Annotated in this window: 19 protein-coding genes and 1 tRNA gene; 10 read left to right on the forward strand and 10 right to left on the reverse strand. The window is 66.7% G+C overall.

Annotated features, from left to right (window positions below; all coding sequences use genetic code 11):
* The first annotated feature begins 138 nt into the window (after nt 1-138).
* The 3 genes from lonB to ACSBP4_RS09395 are packed head-to-tail and all read left to right on the forward strand — an operon-like array spanning nt 139 to nt 3,684.
* The gene (gene lonB / locus ACSBP4_RS09385; protein WP_435552059.1) at nt 139-2,292 is read left to right on the forward strand and encodes an ATP-dependent protease LonB; all 2,154 of its coding nucleotides are present in this window, start codon (nt 139-141) and stop codon (nt 2,290-2,292) included.
* On the forward strand, nt 2,293-3,318 hold the full coding sequence (locus ACSBP4_RS09390) for a CPBP family glutamic-type intramembrane protease (protein ID WP_435552060.1): 1,026 nt from the start codon (nt 2,293-2,295) through the stop codon (nt 3,316-3,318). It begins immediately after the preceding gene.
* Nucleotides 3,319-3,342: 24 nt separating this feature from the next.
* Nucleotides 3,343-3,684, forward strand: coding sequence for a hypothetical protein (locus tag ACSBP4_RS09395; protein ID WP_049964928.1), 342 nt, complete (start codon nt 3,343-3,345; stop codon nt 3,682-3,684).
* Nucleotides 3,685-3,768: 84 nt separating this feature from the next.
* Here ACSBP4_RS09395 and ACSBP4_RS09400 read toward each other — a convergent pair whose 3' ends face one another.
* On the reverse strand, nt 3,769-4,146 hold the full coding sequence (locus ACSBP4_RS09400) for a hypothetical protein (protein ID WP_435552112.1): 378 nt from the start codon (nt 4,144-4,146) through the stop codon (nt 3,769-3,771).
* Between the two features lie 63 nt (nt 4,147-4,209).
* Nucleotides 4,210-4,881 (reverse strand): ribonuclease HII, encoded by a 672-nt coding sequence (gene rnhB / locus ACSBP4_RS09405; RefSeq protein ID WP_435552061.1) that lies wholly within the window; start codon nt 4,879-4,881, stop codon nt 4,210-4,212.
* A 106-nt stretch (nt 4,882-4,987) separates the two neighbouring features.
* On the opposite strand from rnhB, the gene ACSBP4_RS09410 reads away from it, so the two are divergent.
* On the forward strand, nt 4,988-5,287 hold the full coding sequence (locus ACSBP4_RS09410) for a ribbon-helix-helix protein, CopG family (RefSeq protein ID WP_006650160.1): 300 nt from the start codon (nt 4,988-4,990) through the stop codon (nt 5,285-5,287).
* Between the two features lie 44 nt (nt 5,288-5,331).
* On the opposite strand, the gene ACSBP4_RS09415 is transcribed toward ACSBP4_RS09410, so the two are convergent.
* Nucleotides 5,332-6,705 carry a tRNA pseudouridine(54/55) synthase Pus10 gene (locus tag ACSBP4_RS09415; protein ID WP_435552062.1) on the reverse strand — a complete coding sequence of 458 codons (1,374 nt, stop codon included), beginning with the start codon at nt 6,703-6,705 and terminating at the stop codon, nt 5,332-5,334.
* Nucleotides 6,706-6,860: 155 nt separating this feature from the next.
* On the opposite strand from ACSBP4_RS09415, the gene ACSBP4_RS09420 reads away from it, so the two are divergent.
* The 3 genes from ACSBP4_RS09420 to ACSBP4_RS09430 all read left to right on the forward strand — a co-directional run bounded on the left by ACSBP4_RS09420 (nt 6,861) and on the right by ACSBP4_RS09430 (nt 8,642).
* Nucleotides 6,861-7,973, forward strand: coding sequence for a S1C family serine protease (locus tag ACSBP4_RS09420; RefSeq protein ID WP_435552063.1), 1,113 nt, complete (start codon nt 6,861-6,863; stop codon nt 7,971-7,973).
* A 280-nt stretch (nt 7,974-8,253) separates the two neighbouring features.
* Nucleotides 8,254-8,445: a DUF7511 domain-containing protein gene (locus tag ACSBP4_RS09425; protein WP_006181387.1), complete on the forward strand. Its 192-nt coding sequence runs from the start codon at nt 8,254-8,256 to the stop codon at nt 8,443-8,445.
* Between the two features lie 8 nt (nt 8,446-8,453).
* Nucleotides 8,454-8,642 (forward strand): hypothetical protein, encoded by a 189-nt coding sequence (locus ACSBP4_RS09430; RefSeq protein WP_006181386.1) that lies wholly within the window; start codon nt 8,454-8,456, stop codon nt 8,640-8,642.
* Nucleotides 8,643-8,668: 26 nt separating this feature from the next.
* On the opposite strand, the gene ACSBP4_RS09435 is transcribed toward ACSBP4_RS09430, so the two are convergent.
* Entirely contained in the window at nt 8,669-8,845 is a 177-nt protein-coding gene (locus tag ACSBP4_RS09435) for an HVO_A0556 family zinc finger protein (RefSeq protein ID WP_006181385.1), read from the reverse strand.
* A gap of 105 nt (nt 8,846-8,950) precedes the next feature.
* On the opposite strand from ACSBP4_RS09435, the gene ACSBP4_RS09440 reads away from it, so the two are divergent.
* The gene (locus ACSBP4_RS09440; protein ID WP_006650163.1) at nt 8,951-9,502 is read left to right on the forward strand and encodes a metal-dependent hydrolase; all 552 of its coding nucleotides are present in this window, start codon (nt 8,951-8,953) and stop codon (nt 9,500-9,502) included.
* 16 nt (nt 9,503-9,518) lie between these two features.
* On the opposite strand, the gene ACSBP4_RS09445 is transcribed toward ACSBP4_RS09440, so the two are convergent.
* Nucleotides 9,519-9,830, reverse strand: coding sequence for a HalOD1 output domain-containing protein (locus ACSBP4_RS09445; protein ID WP_049964926.1), 312 nt, complete (start codon nt 9,828-9,830; stop codon nt 9,519-9,521).
* Nucleotides 9,831-9,944: 114 nt separating this feature from the next.
* On the opposite strand from ACSBP4_RS09445, the gene trmY reads away from it, so the two are divergent.
* Together trmY and ACSBP4_RS09455 are read left to right on the forward strand one after the other, a co-directional pair.
* Nucleotides 9,945-10,547 carry a tRNA (pseudouridine(54)-N(1))-methyltransferase TrmY gene (gene trmY, locus ACSBP4_RS09450; RefSeq protein ID WP_435552064.1) on the forward strand — a complete coding sequence of 201 codons (603 nt, stop codon included), beginning with the start codon at nt 9,945-9,947 and terminating at the stop codon, nt 10,545-10,547.
* 84 nt (nt 10,548-10,631) lie between these two features.
* A tRNA-Pro gene (locus ACSBP4_RS09455) sits at nt 10,632-10,704 on the forward strand.
* Nucleotides 10,705-11,168: 464 nt separating this feature from the next.
* Here the strand turns inward: ACSBP4_RS09455 and ACSBP4_RS09460 are convergent.
* The 5 genes from ACSBP4_RS09460 to ACSBP4_RS09480 form a co-directional block, all read right to left on the reverse strand.
* Nucleotides 11,169-12,230 (reverse strand): hypothetical protein, encoded by a 1,062-nt coding sequence (locus ACSBP4_RS09460; RefSeq protein WP_373631357.1) that lies wholly within the window; start codon nt 12,228-12,230, stop codon nt 11,169-11,171.
* Nucleotides 12,231-12,629: 399 nt separating this feature from the next.
* Nucleotides 12,630-12,854: a hypothetical protein gene (locus ACSBP4_RS09465; RefSeq protein ID WP_006650166.1), complete on the reverse strand. Its 225-nt coding sequence runs from the start codon at nt 12,852-12,854 to the stop codon at nt 12,630-12,632.
* A 161-nt stretch (nt 12,855-13,015) separates the two neighbouring features.
* Entirely contained in the window at nt 13,016-15,088 is a 2,073-nt protein-coding gene (locus tag ACSBP4_RS09470) for a hypothetical protein (protein WP_435552065.1), read from the reverse strand.
* 153 nt (nt 15,089-15,241) lie between these two features.
* Nucleotides 15,242-16,822 (reverse strand): acetolactate synthase large subunit, encoded by a 1,581-nt coding sequence (locus ACSBP4_RS09475; RefSeq protein ID WP_435552066.1) that lies wholly within the window; start codon nt 16,820-16,822, stop codon nt 15,242-15,244.
* 90 nt (nt 16,823-16,912) lie between these two features.
* Entirely contained in the window at nt 16,913-17,341 is a 429-nt protein-coding gene (locus tag ACSBP4_RS09480; RefSeq protein ID WP_435552067.1) for a DUF5518 domain-containing protein, read from the reverse strand.
* Between the last annotated feature and the right edge of the window lie 48 nt (nt 17,342-17,389).

Here is a 17,389-nt window from a genome sequence, read left to right on the forward strand (position 1 = left end):
AATTAAAACAGGGACGGTCGCTCCCTGATTAGCCACGTCGGGCGCTGTTCCCGCCGGTATCAGCAACTGACACCATCCTCCGCATGGAGAAAGTATATCAGTCGCAATCCCTTCGAAACAGATACCGAACAGAGTTCTATGAGTAACGATACGAACGTTGACGATCCTCCCGAAGACGCTTCGGACGCTGCTCCCGACGAGGACGGGCGCGAGCAGCCCCCCGAGCGTCAGGGAGACCGGCCGCCGCTCGAGGACGAGGGCGACCGAGGCGACGACCTCGATGAGCCGATCGACGGGTTCGACCCGTCGTCCGACGAGGACGACGACCTCGAGACGGTCGAGGACCTCGGCAGTACGGTCGAGGTCGATCCCGGCGTCGAGGTCGACGAGGAGATCGCCGAGGACGACCTTCTCGGTGGACTGAAGATCGATTCGACCGAGGACATCGAGGTCCCGGATCGGCTCGTCGATCAGGTCATCGGCCAGGACGAAGCACGCGATATCATCATCAAGGCGGCCAAGCAGCGCCGCCACGTCATGATGATCGGTTCCCCGGGGACCGGCAAGTCGATGCTGGCCAAGGCGATGAGCCAACTGCTCCCGAAGGAAGATCTTCAAGACGTCTTAGTCTACCACAACCCGGACGACGGTAACGAGCCGAAAGTCCGAACCGTTCCTGCTGGGAAAGGCGAGCAGATCATCGACGCCCACAAGGAGGAAGCCCGCAAGCGCAATCAGATGCGGTCGATCCTGATGTGGATCATCATCGCGATCGTCATCGGGTACGCGATCCTCACGGGTCCGATCCTGCTTGGTATCCTCGCAGCCGGGATCATCTGGCTGATCTTCCGCTACACCTCTCGGGGCTCGGACGCGATGGTCCCCAACATGATCGTCAACAACGGCGATCAGCGCGTCGCGCCCTTCGAGGACGCGACGGGTGCCCACGCCGGCGCCTTGCTGGGCGACGTCCGCCACGACCCCTTCCAGTCCGGCGGGATGGAGACGCCGAGTCACGACCGAGTCGAACCCGGCGCGATCCACAAGTCCAACAAGGGCGTGCTGTTCGTCGACGAGATCAACACGCTCGACATCCGCACCCAGCAGAAGCTGATGACGGCCATTCAGGAGGGCGAGTTCGCCATCACGGGCCAGTCCGAGCGCTCCTCGGGTGCGATGGTCCAGACCGAACCCGTCCCCTGTGACTTCATCATGGTCGCGGCGGGCAACCTCGACGCCATGGAGAACATGCACCCCGCGCTGCGCAACCGGATCAAGGGGTACGGCTACGAAGTCTACATGGACGACACCATCGAGGACACCCCCGAAATGCGGCGCAAGTACGCCCGCTTCATCGCTCAGGAGGTCGAACGCGACGGGCGTCTCCCTCACTTCACCGATGATGCCGTCGAGGAACTCATCCTCGAGGCCAAGCGTCGCTCGGGTCGCAAGAACCACCTCACGCTGCACTTCCGGAGCCTCGGTGGCCTGGTCCGCGTCGCCGGCGACATCGCCCGTGCCGAGGATCGGGACCGAACCACCCGCGAGGACGTCTTGCAGGCCAAGCAGCGCTCCCGGTCGATCGAGCAACAGCTCGCCGACGACTACATCGAGCGCCGCAAGGACTACGAACTGCAGGTCAACGAAGGCGGCGTCGAGGGCCGTGTCAACGGCCTCGCGGTCATGGGCGAAGACTCGGGCATCATGCTTCCGGTCATGGCCGAGATCGCCCCCGCACAGGGCGGTGGACAGGTCATCGCCACCGGGAAGCTGCAGGAGATGGCCGAGGAGTCGGTCCAGAACGTCTCCGCGATCATCAAGAAGTTCTCCGACGTCGACCTCTCGGAGAAGGACATCCACATCCAGTTCGTCCAGGCCGGCCAACAGGGCGTCGACGGCGACTCCGCCTCGATCACCGTGGCGACCGCCGTCATCTCGGCGCTCGAGAACATCCCGGTCGACCAGTCGGTCGCCATGACGGGATCGCTCTCCGTGCGCGGCGACGTGCTGCCGGTCGGCGGGGTCACCCACAAGATCGAGGCCGCCGCCAAGGCCGGCTGTACGAAGGTCATCATCCCCGAAGCGAACGAACAGGACGTGATGATCGAGGACGAGTACGAGGACATGATCGAGATCATCCCCTGCTCGAACATCAGCGAGGTCTTGGACGTCGCCCTGATGGGCGAACCGAAGAAGGACTCGCTGGTCGACCGACTCAAGTCGATCACTGGCACCGCGTTCGATCAGGGCACCGTCGGCTCCGCCGGCGGCTCGAACCCGAGCCCGCAGTAAATGCCCCAGTGGGCGACGTTCCTCGGTCTCACGGGCGTCGTCCTCGCGTTGCTGCTCGTTTTATCGCATCTCACCCAGTCGGCGTTTACCGACGGAGCCGACGACGTCACTGACGGACCGGCGACAGCGAGAAGCGACGCATCGGCCGGCGAGTCGCCGCCGTCTACCGACGCCTTCCGCGAGCCGTCATCGGACGACGACGGGTCGCGGCCACCCGACGCTCACGGCCGGGGCCGGCCCGGGTCGGCGACCCACGCCTCGAGCGACGGTGAGCGCCCGGTAGAGAGATCGGCGACGCCGCCGAGCGCCACCGATGCCGGTACCGAGCCCGATGGGGACACGAACACCGACTCGAGCGACCCGGCTGCGTCCGCTCTCGATGCGGACCACCCGGCGGATCGCGGGGTCGATCCGGACTCGCTCTCGACGGGGATGGTCCTCGCCAACGTCGCGTTCTCCCAGGGGCTGTTCGCGCTCCTCTTGCTCGGCGCGGCGATCTACACGGCGATCCCGGCGTCGGCCTTGGGCGTCGAGTTCTCCCTCTCGTACCTCGAGTCCGGCCTGCTTCTGGGGACGATCGCCGGGTTCGGATTCTACGTCGGGAACGAACTCGCCGCGGCGGGGGCGACCCGGTTCGGGTTCGATCACGACGAGGCGTTGCGGGAACTGCTTTCGCCGGATTCGGCGACGGGCTGGCTCGTCCTGCTGGTCGGCGTGTTGCCGATCATCGCCGGCTTCGAGGAACTGCTTTTCCGGGCGGCGCTGATCGGCGTCCCGGCGGCCGGCTACGGCGTCTCGCCATGGCTCCTCGCGGTCGGGTCCTCGATCGCCTTCGCCCTCGGGCACGGGATGCAGGGCTCGGTCGGCGTCGTCGTCACCGGCCTGCTCGGGTTCGGCCTCGCGGCCGTCTATATCGTCACCGGCAGCCTGCTGGTCGTCGTCGTCGCCCACTACTTCATCAACGCCTTCGAGTTCGTCGTCCACGAGGGGCTGGGTCTCGAGTGGGCCGAAACCCTCGAAGGCTAAGGGCCGGGAGTCCGTCGACCGGCTATGGATCTGACTGCCGGCTCACCGGCTCGCTCTCGAGCGGTCACCGCCATGATTCTGAGCTACTTCGCCGTCTTCGCCTACGCGACGGCCACGAACGACCCGCGAGCGGTGACGCTCACGGAATTCGGCTTCGGAATCATCGCGATCGCGGTGGGAGCAATGCTATACGGGCAGCGGTCGCGGTCGGAACCGGTGCTGACCCTGGGCGCGGGCAGCCTCGTCGCCGGCGGCCTGTTGAATGTCGTGGCCCTCCTCACGGACTCGAGCGCCGCCGATACGCTCTCCTCGCTGCTGGTCTTTCTCGGCGTCGGCTGCTACGTCTACGCGGTCTGGCGCAGTTGATCGCGGGGAGTTTGATCCTCTCGTGGCGTCGCTCGAGTCGGCTGTCACCGAGACGAACCCGTTCCATACTCGTCGCGTATCGCGCTATCCAGTCGGCGGTTTCTCGCGTCGAGCCCGAATCCCGACGACGAGTCCCCCAACGATACCGATGCCGGTCGCGCTCACGATCGAACCGATCACGCCCGCCCGGAGCAAGACGAGCGCGACGACCAAGATGGTGAGGAAGGTGACGCCGAACGTCCCGAGGCCCAGCGCGAGCGGTTGGGGCGTGCCGTCCGCGTTTCGACCGAACTGGACGAGAACGACGGCTGCGATCAGGACGCCGGCCCCGATTCCGGCCGGCAGTCCGACGAGTACCGAGAACTCGAGGTACGGGAGCAGGAGTTCCGACACAGCGACGAAGACGACGAGAAACGTTGCGAGACCTGCCGCCGCGGCGTAGACGAGCGTTCGAACGCGCATTTCACTCACGGTGACAGGACGACTGTGGTCACGATATAGATGCCGATCGGAACGGCAGGCCGGTCAGAACTGCTCGAGCCCGGTCTGTTCGGCCGCGGCCAGCGCGTCCTCGCAGGTCGACCACGACGCCCGCGCGAACGGCGGGAGGTTGCCGTGTTCGTCGACGTAGTCCGCGAGGAACTCGCGGGTCGTCGAATCGCCCGGGTAGCCGCTGCCGACCGGGCCGTACTCGTCGGCCAGCGCAGCGACGTGGGAATCCCGTTCGACTTTGGCGACGATGCTGGCCGCGCCGACCAGCGGCGATTCGTCGTCGGCACCGTGGCGTGCATCGACGGTGAGGGCCTCGAGCGAGCAGGCGTCGGCGACCCGCCGGGCGAACCGGTCGGCGTCGGTGTCACAGGCGTCACAGAGCCCCGAGAACTGCTCGTCCGCGCTCGCGACGCGAGCGCGGTCCGCGAGCGCGCCCTCGATGGCCGTCGCGTGGGCCGCGACCGCCAGCGAGTTCATGTCGGTCTCGGGGTCGTCGATCCGCGCCGGCGTGATCTCGGCGACGCCGATCGCGATCCGGTCGTCGCCCCGCAGTGTCGCCGCCAGCTCCTCGCGTCGCTCGGGCGAGAGCCGCTTCGAGTCCCTGATCCCGTCGGGGAGATCGTCGGGCGCGTCGCAGTGGACGGCCGCGGCGAACATCGATCCCAGCGCGGGGCCCTTGCCGGCCTCGTCGACGCCGAATGGCATACGACGTGGATCCGTCGCCGGGCGCTAAACGGTTGCGTTGTCTGTCCCCGATTCACCGCGTCGCGTGTCGCACGATATTTGTCCGTGGCCTCGAAACCGGCGCGTCGTGCAATCCGACAGCGAGGGACTCGAGGTCGACGCGCCCGATCGGCTCCTCGAGCGAGCCGACGTTCTCGCGACCGCGCTCGGGACGAGCCGGTCCGAACTGCTCGTCGCCGCGCTTCGGGACTACCTCGAGAACGCGCGGGAGGGACCGCTCGAAGGGGAGGTCGCCGCCGCCTACTACGACGACGAGATCGCGTACGAGGAACTGACCGCTCTGGTGGGCAAGCGACGCGCGGCGGACTTTCGGCTCCTCAAGCGACAACTCGAGGAGGCGTCCGTCGACGGATCTCCGGAACAGTAGCCGGGGCGTGAGCCGCCCGTTTCGACCGAGCGGCCGACGGCGGCTCAGGCGTCTCCCGTCGCCGGCTCGGAGCCGTCGCGCGGCTCGTCCAGGAAGTACGCCTCGCGCTCGAACGGCTCGTTCTCTCCTTCGACACCGGTCACGTCAAGCGCCGTCACCTCGGCGTCGGTCCCGAGCAGGCCCGCGAGGCTGGGTTCGGTCCGGCCGCCGTCGCTGCTGATCAGTTCCTTGACGTAGAGGCCGCCCTCGCCGTGGAGTCGGACCTCGGCCTCGGTGGGCGATCGCAGGTCGCCGTCGATGGCGTAGACGGTCCGCTCGCGGGTCAGCCCCGCCCGGCGGTGGTCGACTCGCTCCGGCGTGTACTGCTCGACGGTCGTCCCCTCGAGTTCGTCGAGGGCGGTCTCGAAGGCGTCCCCGTCGACCGGTTCGGCGAACGCCACGTCGGCCCGGTAGTGCTTGCTCGCGTCGTGTTCCTTGACGCGCTCGACCATCTCGTAGGTCGCCAGCCGCAGGCCGTCGACCTCGACCGCGCCGTCGGCGGCGTCGTTGATCTCGGCCTCGAGCTCGGCCGGGTCGGGGTCGCGCACCGCGGGGCGTTTCACCTCGAGGACGAACGGCCGCCCCTCCTCGAGCATGCGGGCGTCGACGTCCTCGCGGCCCGCGCCGTGGAAGGTGCCCTCGTCGCCGTCCATGGCGTCGACGACGTGGGGGCGGACGACCTGTTCGACGCTGGTGTCGTACATGTAGCCCGAGCCGCCGCAGTAGTCACAGGGCTCCTCGCCGTCGTCGCCCAGCTGGACGCCGCTGCCGCCACACTCCCGGCAGGGCCACTCCGTCTGGGGGATGTCCCGCTCGAGCTTGCGGTAGCGGCCGTAGACGAACGCGGGGTTGATCTGGACATCGACCGCGTGGCTCGTGACCGTCTCCGCCTCGAGCGCCTCGAGCGGGTCGAACCCTGCGAGATCGACGACCGCGAGGACGTCCGGTCGGTCGAAGTCGACCTCGGTCTCGGTCGTCGCGCCGACGCGCCGGCCGACTTCGCGGTTCATCTCGCGTTTCATCGATTCGCCGACGTCGGGCTCGAGGCCAGCGTCCTCCCGGAGCAGGCGCTCGTTCTCCTCGACCAGCGGCGGGACGCGGGTCCCGACCTGATAGGTGGCGAACTCGGTTCCCTCGAGGGCGTCGACGATGGTCTCGGCGACGGCGTCGAACGTGCCGCAGTACCCCTCACAGACCCAGCAGTCCGCGGGTGCGGTCGTCTCGAAGTCCTCGTCGTCGGCCAGCGCGACGGTCGTCCGCAGCGCCCGGCCGCGTTCGGCGTTGGTCAGCCCGAAACTGCGATCGGCGAAGGGCCGTCCGAGACACGAGTCGCAGACGGCACCCGTCGACAGCAGCGCACGGGCGTCTTCCGTGATCATGTCTCGGGACTCGGGGAGCCGCGGGTAACACGTTTTCCCTTCGCGAGGCCGACCGTGGTGTCGACGATGGGGCCGTCCGGTTCGGCGGCCGGCGACCCTCGAACGCGCCGATCGCTAGCCCCGACGTTCAAATGGATCGGGTCCAAGGTCACGACATGAACGAGTTCCGACTGGATCGCCGTTCCTTTCTCGCGGCCGCAAGTGCTGGGGTCGCTGCGGTCGCCGGCTGTGCCGAACCCCGAGCCGACAGTTCGATCGAGGGCGACTCCTCGTTCGACAACCGCGGGAACCTCGCCGACGGCTCGGCGTTTACCGACCTCTACAACGAGATCATCGAATCGGTGACACAGGTGCGTGCCTTCGGCGTCGAGAACCCGTCGACGGGCGAACGGGGGCGAGGCCAGGGTTCGGGCTTTCTCTACGACGAGGACCACGTCGTCACCAACCACCACGTCGTCGCCGGTGCCGAGGCCGCGGACCTCCAGTACGTCACCGGCGACTGGGCCGGCACCACGCTCGTCGGCAGCGACTACCACAGCGATCTGGCCGTCCTCGAGGTCGATTACGTTCCCGACTCGGCGACGCCGCTGTCGCTGACCGACGACCGACCGGTCGTCGGCCAGCAGGTGGCCGCGGTCGGCAACCCCTACGGCCTCGAGGGGTCGATGTCCGCGGGGATCGTCAGCGGCGTCGATCGGACGCTCGACGTCCCGCAGCGGCAGTTCTCCTTCCCGAACGTCGTCCAGACCGACGCCGCGGTCAACCCCGGCAACAGCGGCGGCCCGCTCGCGAACCTCGACGGCGAGGTCGTCGGCGTCGTCAACTCCGGCGGCGGCGACAACATCGGCTTCGCCATCTCGGCCGCGCTCACCGAGCGCGTGGTCCCGTCGTTGCTCGCGGACCGCTCCTACGACCACTCATACATGGGGGTCGGGCTCAGATCCGTCGACCGGCTCGTCGCCGATGCGAACGGCCTCGACGAGGCCAGCGGCGTCCTCGTCACCGCCGTCGTCGACGGCTCGGCGGCCGACGGCGTCCTCGAGCCGGCCTCGGGGACCGTCGAGCGCCGCGGCGAGGCCATCCCCGTCGGCGGCGACGTCATCCGCGCGTTCGACGGGACGCCGATCCCCGACCGCCACGCCCTCTCGACGTACCTCGCGCTCGAGACCAGTCCCGGCGAGGCGCTCGATATCCGGTTCCGCCGGAACGGGCGATCCGAGACGACGCGACTCACGCTCGACGCCCGGCCGGAGCCCGCCTCGGCGTAGGCCCGGCCGTCGGAGTCGCGGCGTCCCGGCGGCCGTTCGACGGCACGCGACCGGCGGAAACGATCAGTTATTGCGTTGATACGGCGATGACTGTCCGGAATCCGTGCCATAGCGGCGTCGTACACGTCGGCCCTCGTTGCGGTCGGTTCCGGGGTAGTGAACCGTCTGAACCCGACGGAACCGAACGCTATCGTCCGCGTTCGAGGCGTTACCCACTCGATAACAATAGTAGGGGACCGGATAGGAACTCTCGGCGCGCGTACCCGTCGCCTGATCCCGCATGACCGACGCCGATGTCCACCGCACTGACAGCGAGGAACCGCCAGTCGAACTCGAACACGTCACCATCGAAAACGATGATGCACCCAACGAGTGTGCCATCTTCCCGCGCCACGCCAGCGGGAGCGTGTTGACGACGACCTGGATCACCGCCCACGGAGAGGGATTCGTCGACCTCGAGGCGATGCGCTGATCGTACCGATGCCGCTGCACCGCTCCGTTACCGCGGCGGGCTTCTGGCTCGGGGCCCTGCTTCCGATCGTCTACGTCCCCGTCATCGTCGCGGGGATCGACTCGTTCGGCCGGCTCACGATGTTTCTCGGGCTCATCGCGGTTCACGCACTCGCGCTCGTCATCGGCCACGACTACTCCGGCTCGCGGTCGCGGTGAGCGGGTCTCGCTCGGTCCCTCGAGCGCTAGCCGGTCCAGACCTGCGCCCGCGGCGTGCCACAGCTGTCGCAGACGACCGCTCGCTTGTCCTTGTAGCTGTCCCGCTCGAGTTCGCCGTCGGCGCAGTCCGGGCAGGGCCGCCCCTCGAGGATCGCGAGCAACCGCCGACTACCGCCGGACTGCGACGACTCTGATTTCGCCATATACGCACTCCATACTCGAGACGGGGAAACCGGTTGGCCATGCCTATGCAGCCCGACGGCGGCGAGTCGAAGCGCCTATGCCGGTTTCCGGAGTAGCCTCTCTGGATGTGGCCTTGGGGACACCTCGCCGTCGCCTATCTGCTGTACACTGCCGTCGTTCACCGCCGGTTCGGCCGCCCGCCGCGTGCCCTGCCGGCAATCGCCCTCGCCGTCGGCTCACAGACGCCGGACCTGATCGACAAGCCCCTCGCGTGGAACGTCGGAATCTTGCCCGGCGGGCGGACCCTCTCACACTCGGTGTTCGCCCTCGCCGCCCTCGTGGTGGCGGTGCTGGCCGTCGCGACGCGACTGCGGCGTCGCCCGCTCGGCGTCGGCTTTCTCGTGGGCTATGGCTCGCACCTGCTGGCCGACGTTCCGCCGGCGGTGTTTGGCGGTGACTTTTCCGGCGCGACCTATCTCCTGTGGCCGGTCCTCGAGCCGCCACCGGAGGAGCCGGTCGCCGGCATCCTCGATGCCATCCTCAGCTACTACGAACTCGGGGCCTTCGAGTGGGTCCAGTTCGGCCTGTTCGCCGTCGGGGCCGTCGTCTGGTATCGCGACGGCATGCCGGGACTGGGGCTCGTGACCGCCCCGCTCGAGCGGTGGGTGACCGCGTAGGCCCGTTTACGACGGCTCACTCCGTCGGGCAGATGCGGACCGGATCGTTGCGGACCGCGACCGTCCCCGCGCTCGTGACGACGACCCTACAGTCCCCGACCGCGAACTCGAGGCGCACGTCGCCGCCTTTCGCCGCGGCGTGGGCGAACAGGTCGACCATCGCCTCCGGCTCGATCCAGTCGTAGAGTGGCCGGTCGGGAGCCGGCGGTTCATCGACGGCTTCGACGCCCCGTACGACGGTGTCGACGATCGCCGTCGGCTCTTCGTACTGCATTCGAACCGACGCACCACCGTCCGTGATCGGTAACTCGTCGTCCGAGCGTGACATATTCCCAATCTAGAGAATCACCGTGATATATGTTATCGATCGTTTCACAGTTGTCGGGCCGAACCGCCGATCCGGAACCGTGGCAGCTATTCCGTTCGTCCTCGTTGCACCGGTATGCGCCAGTTCGTGTTGCTCGGTCACGACGTCCCAACCGAGCCCGACTTCTCGCTGGACGACCTCGCGGGCGGGGCCGGTCGCCTCGACGCGCTCTGTCGATCGATCACCGCCGCGTTCGTTACCTCCCACGGCATCCGGGAGGCCGTCCGCGTCCACCTGGTCGCACAGGACGAACTCACCATTACCTTCGACGGACGCGAGCTACAGCGGCTCAATCCTGACGAACGCAGTACCGCCGCGCTGGTCCGCAACGCCCTCGAGCATCGCGAGGACGCCATCGGTGCCCTCCCGGCCGAGCCCAGCCCCGGGGTCGAGCTGTACCGGCGCGGGTTCGAGGGGACCCTCGAGGAAATTGCCGACGACGGTCCGGTGATCCAACTCCACGAGGAGGGCGACGCCGTCGTCGACGTCGACCCCACGACGCTCGCCGACGGGATCTTCGTGCTGTCGGACCATCGGGATTTCACCGCCGACGAAGCGGCGCTGCTCGAGGCGCACGCGGAGCAGCGGCTTCGGCTGGGGCCGGAACTCCTGCACGCCGATCAGGCGATCACCGTCGCGCACCACTATCTGGACACCGACGGCTACGAGCGGTGCTGAGGCTCGCGGGGGCCGACTCCCCTCGGGCGGTCGGACGGCGGCTTTCGCAAGCGTTAAACGCCCGGCCGCGTACGTTCCGATTGCGGGCCGGTGGGGTAGCTTGGTATCCTTCGGCCTTCGGGTGGCCGTAACCGCGATTCGAATTCGCGCCGGCCCACTTTTCCCCACTTTCGTTCGTCCAGTGACGACCGTCGGGTGGCCGTAACTGCGTTCTCGTGAGCGGTGCGGGACCGGCGGTCCCGCTGGAAGCCGGCCGCAGGTCGGCGACGAAGCGAACGAGAGCAAGCGAGACGAGTACCGCGAGTCTCGCATGATTCGAATTCGCGCCGGCCCACTACCGTTCCCGCACTCTACGAACGCCGAGCGACAGCGAAGCGCTCCGAGTGCGGGGAAGTCGTTTCGCCAAGCGAATTCGAGCCAGTAAGTCGCAGCGTGCGAACGAGGTGAACGCGACCGTCTTGCCCAGTTCGAATTCGTGTCGGTAACGTTCCGCCGCTCGTAGTGAGCTACCGGGAGGGCTATCAATTCTACTGTACAGGTAAGGATATAGAAAAGGAAGGTGAAATGTATGCGTTTATGCGATCAGTCCATCGTATGGCTCACAATTGGACGATTCTGACGTTAGAGGACCTCTGGCTCGCTGATGTAATCCTCGTTCTCCGTCCAATTAGGCTTGATATCAACGAGGAACGTGTCGCTATCATGACTCGACAACATCTCGTCGGCCTCCGAATACTTAGACTGCTGTGAATACAGCGGTTCGTCGATACTATAATCGTCGTTCACCTCTAAAGTGAATCCTTCACCTGGTGGGACTTCTAGTGTGAAATAAACGCCTGCTAGGTATGCAGGAATGCTACCACTCCCGTTGAAATCCATCTGCCAGTGCTGGCCGTTATCAGCAGTGTCAATTCCGAGGTCCTCATCACTCATCTCGTCGATCATATTTGCGGCCGAAAGCGTGACTCCGGCCCCACCCAGCAGGGTTGCAACCCCGCCGCTAGCGATCGTGCTACCGATCCCGAGAGCGAGTCCTGCCCCCTGCGCAAATTTGTCATTTACTGCGTCTATCTGATCATAATCGATATCTTCAGTACTCGTGGCAGACAGCCACTCGGAACCCGTGCCGACATCATCGACATGTTGGGTTAGTAGGCCGTCAAGTGCCGCGAATTTCGCATTGTCCTCGTTGAGCATGTCCGTTTGGTTCGTATTCTGTACCTCCAGTTCCATTGTATGATCAGCCTCGAATAGTGAGGGGATTGTCTTTGGATCGGTGATCGTTCCGCCTTCGCCTTGGTACAGATTTTGGTATTGTTTCCAAATACCTGCCCCGAATGATGCGAAATTAAACGCATAAAGGTAGGAGTGACTCGTGTTTAAGCGGAACGGATCATCGAGGTGTTCGACACCCACTAACGAAAGGACGCGATGGACACTTACGCCGACTTCTGCCACACCCTGATAGGTACTCATGTACATGTCGGGCTTGGGTTCGTCTCGGTCCCACGACTCGTGTTCTTTCCCGACATCGGACTCAACCCAGTTTGGATCGTATGGCGTGCTAGTCGGCGCTGCACTACCGACTCCGCTAGCGCCAACGCCGAGCGTTATCCCGCCGACTGAAGCGCCTAACGATTTCAGAACTGTTCGTCGTCCGAAACGGTGATTTTTATCAACCATCCACCCTACCCTGAAACAATTAAATTATTGTATTTTTATATTATTCCTATATATCTACTAATAAGGTAAAGGTTGGGTAAAGAGCGTCTCACAGCCTTCCCCCGACAGGACATATTATTTCGGAACTGATCATCACCATTGGTGCCCTTCCCGGCAGTATAGAACTAGTTATAATCGCGCTTTCGTTGAACTGTCGACACCGAACCACGAACGGGAGTCGGGTTCCCCGTGTTCGTCTTACGGATCCCGTAATAACCTCGCTTGACGTGACTCTCGAATCATACCCGACGAGAACCGAAAACCGTCGATTCACCTCTTCCCGGTTGCGATCGATGTCTGTCGTGAACACCGCCAGCGATAGGATCATACCCGCCGACTGGTGTACTTCGCTCGAGGCGGTCACACCCCGGGATGTGCCGTTCCGTTTTCGTCCGAGTCCGCATCTTCGTCCTCGAAGACCTCGCCCCCGTCGATGACCCGCAGCGACGGGTCCGTACACGAACAGGCATTGTGGGGACTCACTGGCCGGACGGTCCCGTCGCAGGATTCCCACACCGTAAACAGTTCCCCGCAGCGTCGGCAGATACCAGCGGCTTTCTCCCGCTCGTCGTCGGATTTCGTCACGGACCCGACCCCATCTCTGTTTATTGTTAACGACACCCAAACGGAAAACCTTCGCGGTCGAGTACCCGCTCGACCCCGTCCAGCGGGTCGATTGCGTCGCGATCATCGCGATCGCTACGCACAACGACATCCGCACTGGACGCTGTCGGCGACGACCGCCCTCACAGCGTCTCGGACGCCCGGGCCTGTTCGGCGCGCCGATCGGCCTGTTCGAGACGCTTCTCGGTCGCTCGCGAGAGCGACGCGGGCATGTCTTCCTCCGCTGCGGCGAGACGCTCCCCGACCCGCTCGAGCCGGTCCCGGACGGTCTCGAGTTGCTTGTCGGCGTTCCCGCGGTCGCCGGCACGCGCCCGCTCGGCGGCCCGGCTGGCGGCGTCGGCGACGGCCGCGAGGGCGCGCTCGAGACCGGTGACGGGGTTCGACGAACCGTTGTCGTCCGTATCGCCCTCGGGTTCGACCGCGGCGACCGCCGCCTGCGTCTCCGCGGCGATTTCCGCGACGAACGACGCCAACGATGCCGTGCCGGTCTCGGGGCGGTCGATTCGGACCGGTTCCTCGGTGCCGGGATCGGGGTTGATTCGATAGGCACCGATCTCGTCGTCGGCGTCCCGGACCTCGGTCGTGTAGGCCCCGCCGTCGTGGACGTAGACCGCGTCGCCGCCCTCGACCGCCGACTCGTAGAGCCGCCCGGCGAAGTCGTCCTCGAGGGCCACCCGCGAGAGGGATGCGTCGCTTTCCTCGCCGCCGACCTCGAGTTTCGTCGCACGCTCGCGGGCGACCAGCGGGATCTCGCCGTCGACGCCGGCCGCTGTCGTCGCGCCGTCGTCGGCCACGGTGACGCGCTCGCTGTGGGGTGCCGTCCCGGCCCCGTTGGCGGTCAGCCGGTGGTCGCCGGCCGGCACGTCCTGCACGACGGCCACGCCGTCGAAGGTCGGTACGGCTTCGGGGTCGCTCTCGAGCAGGACGACCGATTCGACCCCCGTCGCGGTCGTCGTCAGCCCCTCGTCGGTCGGCGCGTCGTCGGCCGTCACCGCCGCCGTGATCTCGCTGACGACGGTGTTTATCGGTGCAGGGTCACCGATGGCATCGTAGCGGTCGGCCAGCGCTTCTCGGTGGTTCGGCGCGGAGATGTCCGCCGCCGGGTTCTCGTAGCGGGGCTGGCTCCACGGGGTACCGGTCGCCGTGATGTGGCCGGCGACGGCGTCCTCGACGGCGTCGGGGACGGCGAACTCGAAGCTCAGTTGCGGCCCCGAAAACTCGGTGATATGCTCGAGGTCGGCGGTCGGGACGAGGTCGTACGCGACGTCGGCGTCGCCGGCGCGCTCGCGGTGGTCGAAGACCAGCCCCGTTTCGCGGGCCGGGAGATCGGTCGGCGGCGATGTCAGCGCGTCGAACGAGCGGACCGTCACCGCCGCGTCGATCAACGAGTCGCGGGTGACGGACGGCAGGTCCTCGTGGTCGTACAGCGGCGCGCCCTCGTACTCCGGAACGACGTAGGGGAGTCGCGAGCCCTCGTCGCGGGGCAGCCCGTACGCCAGCGGGATCTCGGCGAGGTCCTCGATCCCTTCGATTGCCGTGTTCGTGATGTCCGCCAGCAGGTCCTCGACGGCGACCCGCTGGAAGCGATCCGGGACATCGTTGACCGAGAGCGTACTCGAGTGCGAGCCCAGTTCCGAGAGGACCCGTGGGACGGCGTCGGGGTCGGGATCCAGGAACTCGTTGTTGGGGACCTTTCTGGAGTGGGAGCTGGCGACGTACAGTTGGGGCTCGTCGGTCTCGGTGTCGACGAAGACATGGAGTACCTCCCAGTCGTGCCAGTGGAAGTTGGTCGTGAACTGGTCGAACGCCGAGTACGACCAGAACTGGACGGCCGCCAGCGGCGAGTCCTCGTACGCGACGGCGTGGTAGAAGACGGCCGGGTTCGGCGGCTCCCCGTCGCTCGCCCGGGCGTGGTACCCCTCGAGCGCGTCGAAGCCGTCGACGACGGTGTCGCCGTCGCGCTCGCTTTCGTAGGGCCGAGGGTCCGTCGGGAACCACGGCTCTCGGCTGTCGAAGTACAACGTCGGGGCGAACCGCTCGGCCAGCTCCCGCGCCGCGTCATCGTCCAGTTGCTCGGTTTCGGCGTCGCTCTCCCGTTCGAACGCCGAACAGCCGGCGAGGGCGGCCCCGCCGACGCCGGCGAGCGCGCCGAGTACCGTTCGCCGATCCACGTTGCTCCCGTCGGCGTCGGTCACGTACCGTCACCGTCTGTCGTCGCCGCCCGCCCCGGGACGCGGCCGCGCGGCTGCCGAGTGAACATACGTCCGGATACGCCTAATCGTTCAAGTAGCTTCTGTCCGCGCCGGCCGACGCGCCCCTGCCGTCGACGGCCGGCGGCCCGTCGTCGCTCACTCGAGTCTGACCTGGATCACTGCCAGTTCGTCCGACGGGACGGCCCCGGCGAACGCCGCCTCGAGTTCGTCCCACCCGTCGGGGCGGTAGGCCTCGATCCCGAAGCTCTCGGCGAAGGTCACCAGGTCCGGCGTCGTCAGTTCGGTCCCGGTGTGGTCGTCCCGGTGGGCCTCCTGTTTCTCCGAAATGAGCCCGTAGTCCTCGTCGTCGAAGACGACGGTGGTAAAGCCACAGTCCAGTCTGGTCGCGGTCTCGAGTTCGGCCGCGTTCATCAGGAACCCGCCGTCGCCGGTGCCCGCCACGACGTTCGCATCGACGGCCAGATCGGCCGCCAGCGCGCCCGGGACGGCGATCCCCATGCTCGCCAGCCCGTTCGAGATCACGCAGGTGTTCGGCTCGTAGGTCGGGAACGACTGGGCGATGGCCATCTTGTGACTGCCCACGTCCGAGACTAGTACGTCGGAATCGGCCATCGCCTCGCGTAGGAGCGGGAGGGCGTTTCGCACCGTCACCGGGTCGCCGTCGGTCGGCGGCTCCGTCACGCCCTCGAGCAGCCGGTCGTGGAGGTCGTCACACCACAGCGAACAGGCCGCCGCGGAGAGGTCGTCGGCGATGGCCGACAGCGCCGCGCCGACGTCGGCGACGATCTCGACGTCGGGGTTGTAGTGGCGATAGACCTCCGCGGGCTCGTAGTCGACGTGGATAATGGTCTTCTCGCGGTCCGGATTCCACCCCTGTGGATCGTGTTCGGCGATGTCGTAGCCGACGGCGACGACGCAGTCGGCCCGCTCGATCGCCCGCGCGGCCTCCTCGTCCGGGCCCGAATCGAGCGTCATCAGCGAGGCGGGCTCGCGGTCCGAGATCGCCCCCTTTCCCATGTAGGTCTCGACGACTGGGAGTCCGACGCGGTCGACGACCGCCCGGACCTGCTCCGACGCGCGGGTCCGGACCGCGCCGTTGCCCGCCAGCAGGAGCGGCCGCTCGGCGTCGGCGATCAATTGGGCGGCCCGCGCGGCCGACTCGTCGTCCGGATCCGGCCGCCGGACCGGATCGCGACGGTCGATCGGCTCCGCGTCGATCTCGGTCGCCGCGACGTCTTCGGGAAACTCGAGGTGGGTCGCGCCCGGCTTCTCGTACTCGGCGAGTTTGAACGCCTTGCGTACCGACTCGGGGGCGATCTCGGGCTCCCCGATCTGGGTGTTCCACTCGACGATCGGCTCGAAGACGTCGACGACGTCCAGCGCCTGGTGGCTCTCCTTGTGCAGCCGCTCGCGGCCGCCCTGACCCGTGATCGCGACGACGGGGCTCTTGTCCAGTTGGGCGTCGGCGACGCCGGTCATCAGGTTCGTCGCGCCGGGGCCGAGCGTCGACAGACAGACGCCGGCCGCGCCGGTCAGCCGGCCGTGGACGTCGGCCATGAACGCCGCGCCCTGTTCGTGACGCGTCGGAATAAAGCGGATCGTCGACGCCCGCAGCGCGAACAGCAGATCCTCGATCTCCTCGCCCGGCACGCCGAAGACCCGTTCGACGCCCTCCGCCTCGAGACAGTCGACCAGCAGGGCCGCGGTGGTTGCCATAGGCGGCCGTCCACACCGTCGGCATTAATCACCGGCCCTGCAGGCGGCCCCGGGATCTCGAGCCGCCGTCGACCGCGACCGAGTGGCGCGTCACCTCGCGACGGGCTCCGATCGGGACCCGCCGATCCTGTTCGCCAGCCAGCCGCCGACGAGTCCTCCGAGGCCCCCGACGAGCCCGAAGTAGCCGATGTAGAGGACGACGACGAGGACCGTGTAGAGTCCCGCGAGGACCGAGAGACCGATCGGGAACGAATACTCGGGGATGTCCGTGACGAACCGAACCCCGCCCCCAAGCAGGGCGAGTCCGCCAACCAGACCTGCTCGCATCCCGGCACGGCGGCTCCAAGGCGGTCGCTCGGCGAACAGATAGCCGACGACCAGACCAGCGAAAAGCACGGGCACGAAGACGTAGCTGCCGGCGGACCGCCACTGGAGAACGAGCGTGACCGGAACCGATGCGAGCCCCGCGATAATCGGCGCGCGCCACTGTGGGTCGGCGATCGCTCCCGGCACCGTCATACGGGATATTTAAAAACTGAGGAACATAGCTGTTCCGCTGCTCACATT

Origin of the sequence: Natrinema sp. CGMCC1.2065, assembly GCF_051225675.1 — an archaeon.
GTDB classification, from domain to species: Archaea; Halobacteriota; Halobacteria; order Halobacteriales; family Natrialbaceae; genus Natrinema; species Natrinema thermotolerans.

What these genes read in the sequence shown, in the direction of transcription:
- trmY (WP_435552064.1), top strand. Translation starts at nt 9,945, where the DNA reads ATGCGCCAGTTCGTGTTGCTCGGTCACGACGTCCCAACCGAGCCCGAC.
- ACSBP4_RS09475 (WP_435552066.1), bottom strand. Translation starts at nt 16,822, where the DNA reads ATGGCAACCACCGCGGCCCTGCTGGTCGACTGTCTCGAGGCGGAGGGC.
- ACSBP4_RS09395 (WP_049964928.1), top strand. Translation starts at nt 3,343, where the DNA reads ATGGATCTGACTGCCGGCTCACCGGCTCGCTCTCGAGCGGTCACCGCC.
- lonB (WP_435552059.1), top strand. Translation starts at nt 139, where the DNA reads ATGAGTAACGATACGAACGTTGACGATCCTCCCGAAGACGCTTCGGAC.
- ACSBP4_RS09435 (WP_006181385.1), bottom strand. Translation starts at nt 8,845, where the DNA reads ATGGCGAAATCAGAGTCGTCGCAGTCCGGCGGTAGTCGGCGGTTGCTC.
- ACSBP4_RS09445 (WP_049964926.1), bottom strand. Translation starts at nt 9,830, where the DNA reads ATGTCACGCTCGGACGACGAGTTACCGATCACGGACGGTGGTGCGTCG.
- ACSBP4_RS09480 (WP_435552067.1), bottom strand. Translation starts at nt 17,341, where the DNA reads ATGACGGTGCCGGGAGCGATCGCCGACCCACAGTGGCGCGCGCCGATT.
- rnhB (WP_435552061.1), bottom strand. Translation starts at nt 4,881, where the DNA reads ATGCCATTCGGCGTCGACGAGGCCGGCAAGGGCCCCGCGCTGGGATCG.
- ACSBP4_RS09415 (WP_435552062.1), bottom strand. Translation starts at nt 6,705, where the DNA reads ATGATCACGGAAGACGCCCGTGCGCTGCTGTCGACGGGTGCCGTCTGC.
- ACSBP4_RS09390 (WP_435552060.1), top strand. Translation starts at nt 2,293, where the DNA reads ATGCCCCAGTGGGCGACGTTCCTCGGTCTCACGGGCGTCGTCCTCGCG.
- ACSBP4_RS09460 (WP_373631357.1), bottom strand. Translation starts at nt 12,230, where the DNA reads ATGGTTGATAAAAATCACCGTTTCGGACGACGAACAGTTCTGAAATCG.
- ACSBP4_RS09430 (WP_006181386.1), top strand. Translation starts at nt 8,454, where the DNA reads ATGCCGCTGCACCGCTCCGTTACCGCGGCGGGCTTCTGGCTCGGGGCC.
- ACSBP4_RS09425 (WP_006181387.1), top strand. Translation starts at nt 8,254, where the DNA reads ATGACCGACGCCGATGTCCACCGCACTGACAGCGAGGAACCGCCAGTC.
- ACSBP4_RS09420 (WP_435552063.1), top strand. Translation starts at nt 6,861, where the DNA reads ATGAACGAGTTCCGACTGGATCGCCGTTCCTTTCTCGCGGCCGCAAGT.
- ACSBP4_RS09440 (WP_006650163.1), top strand. Translation starts at nt 8,951, where the DNA reads ATGTGGCCTTGGGGACACCTCGCCGTCGCCTATCTGCTGTACACTGCC.
- ACSBP4_RS09400 (WP_435552112.1), bottom strand. Translation starts at nt 4,146, where the DNA reads ATGCGCGTTCGAACGCTCGTCTACGCCGCGGCGGCAGGTCTCGCAACG.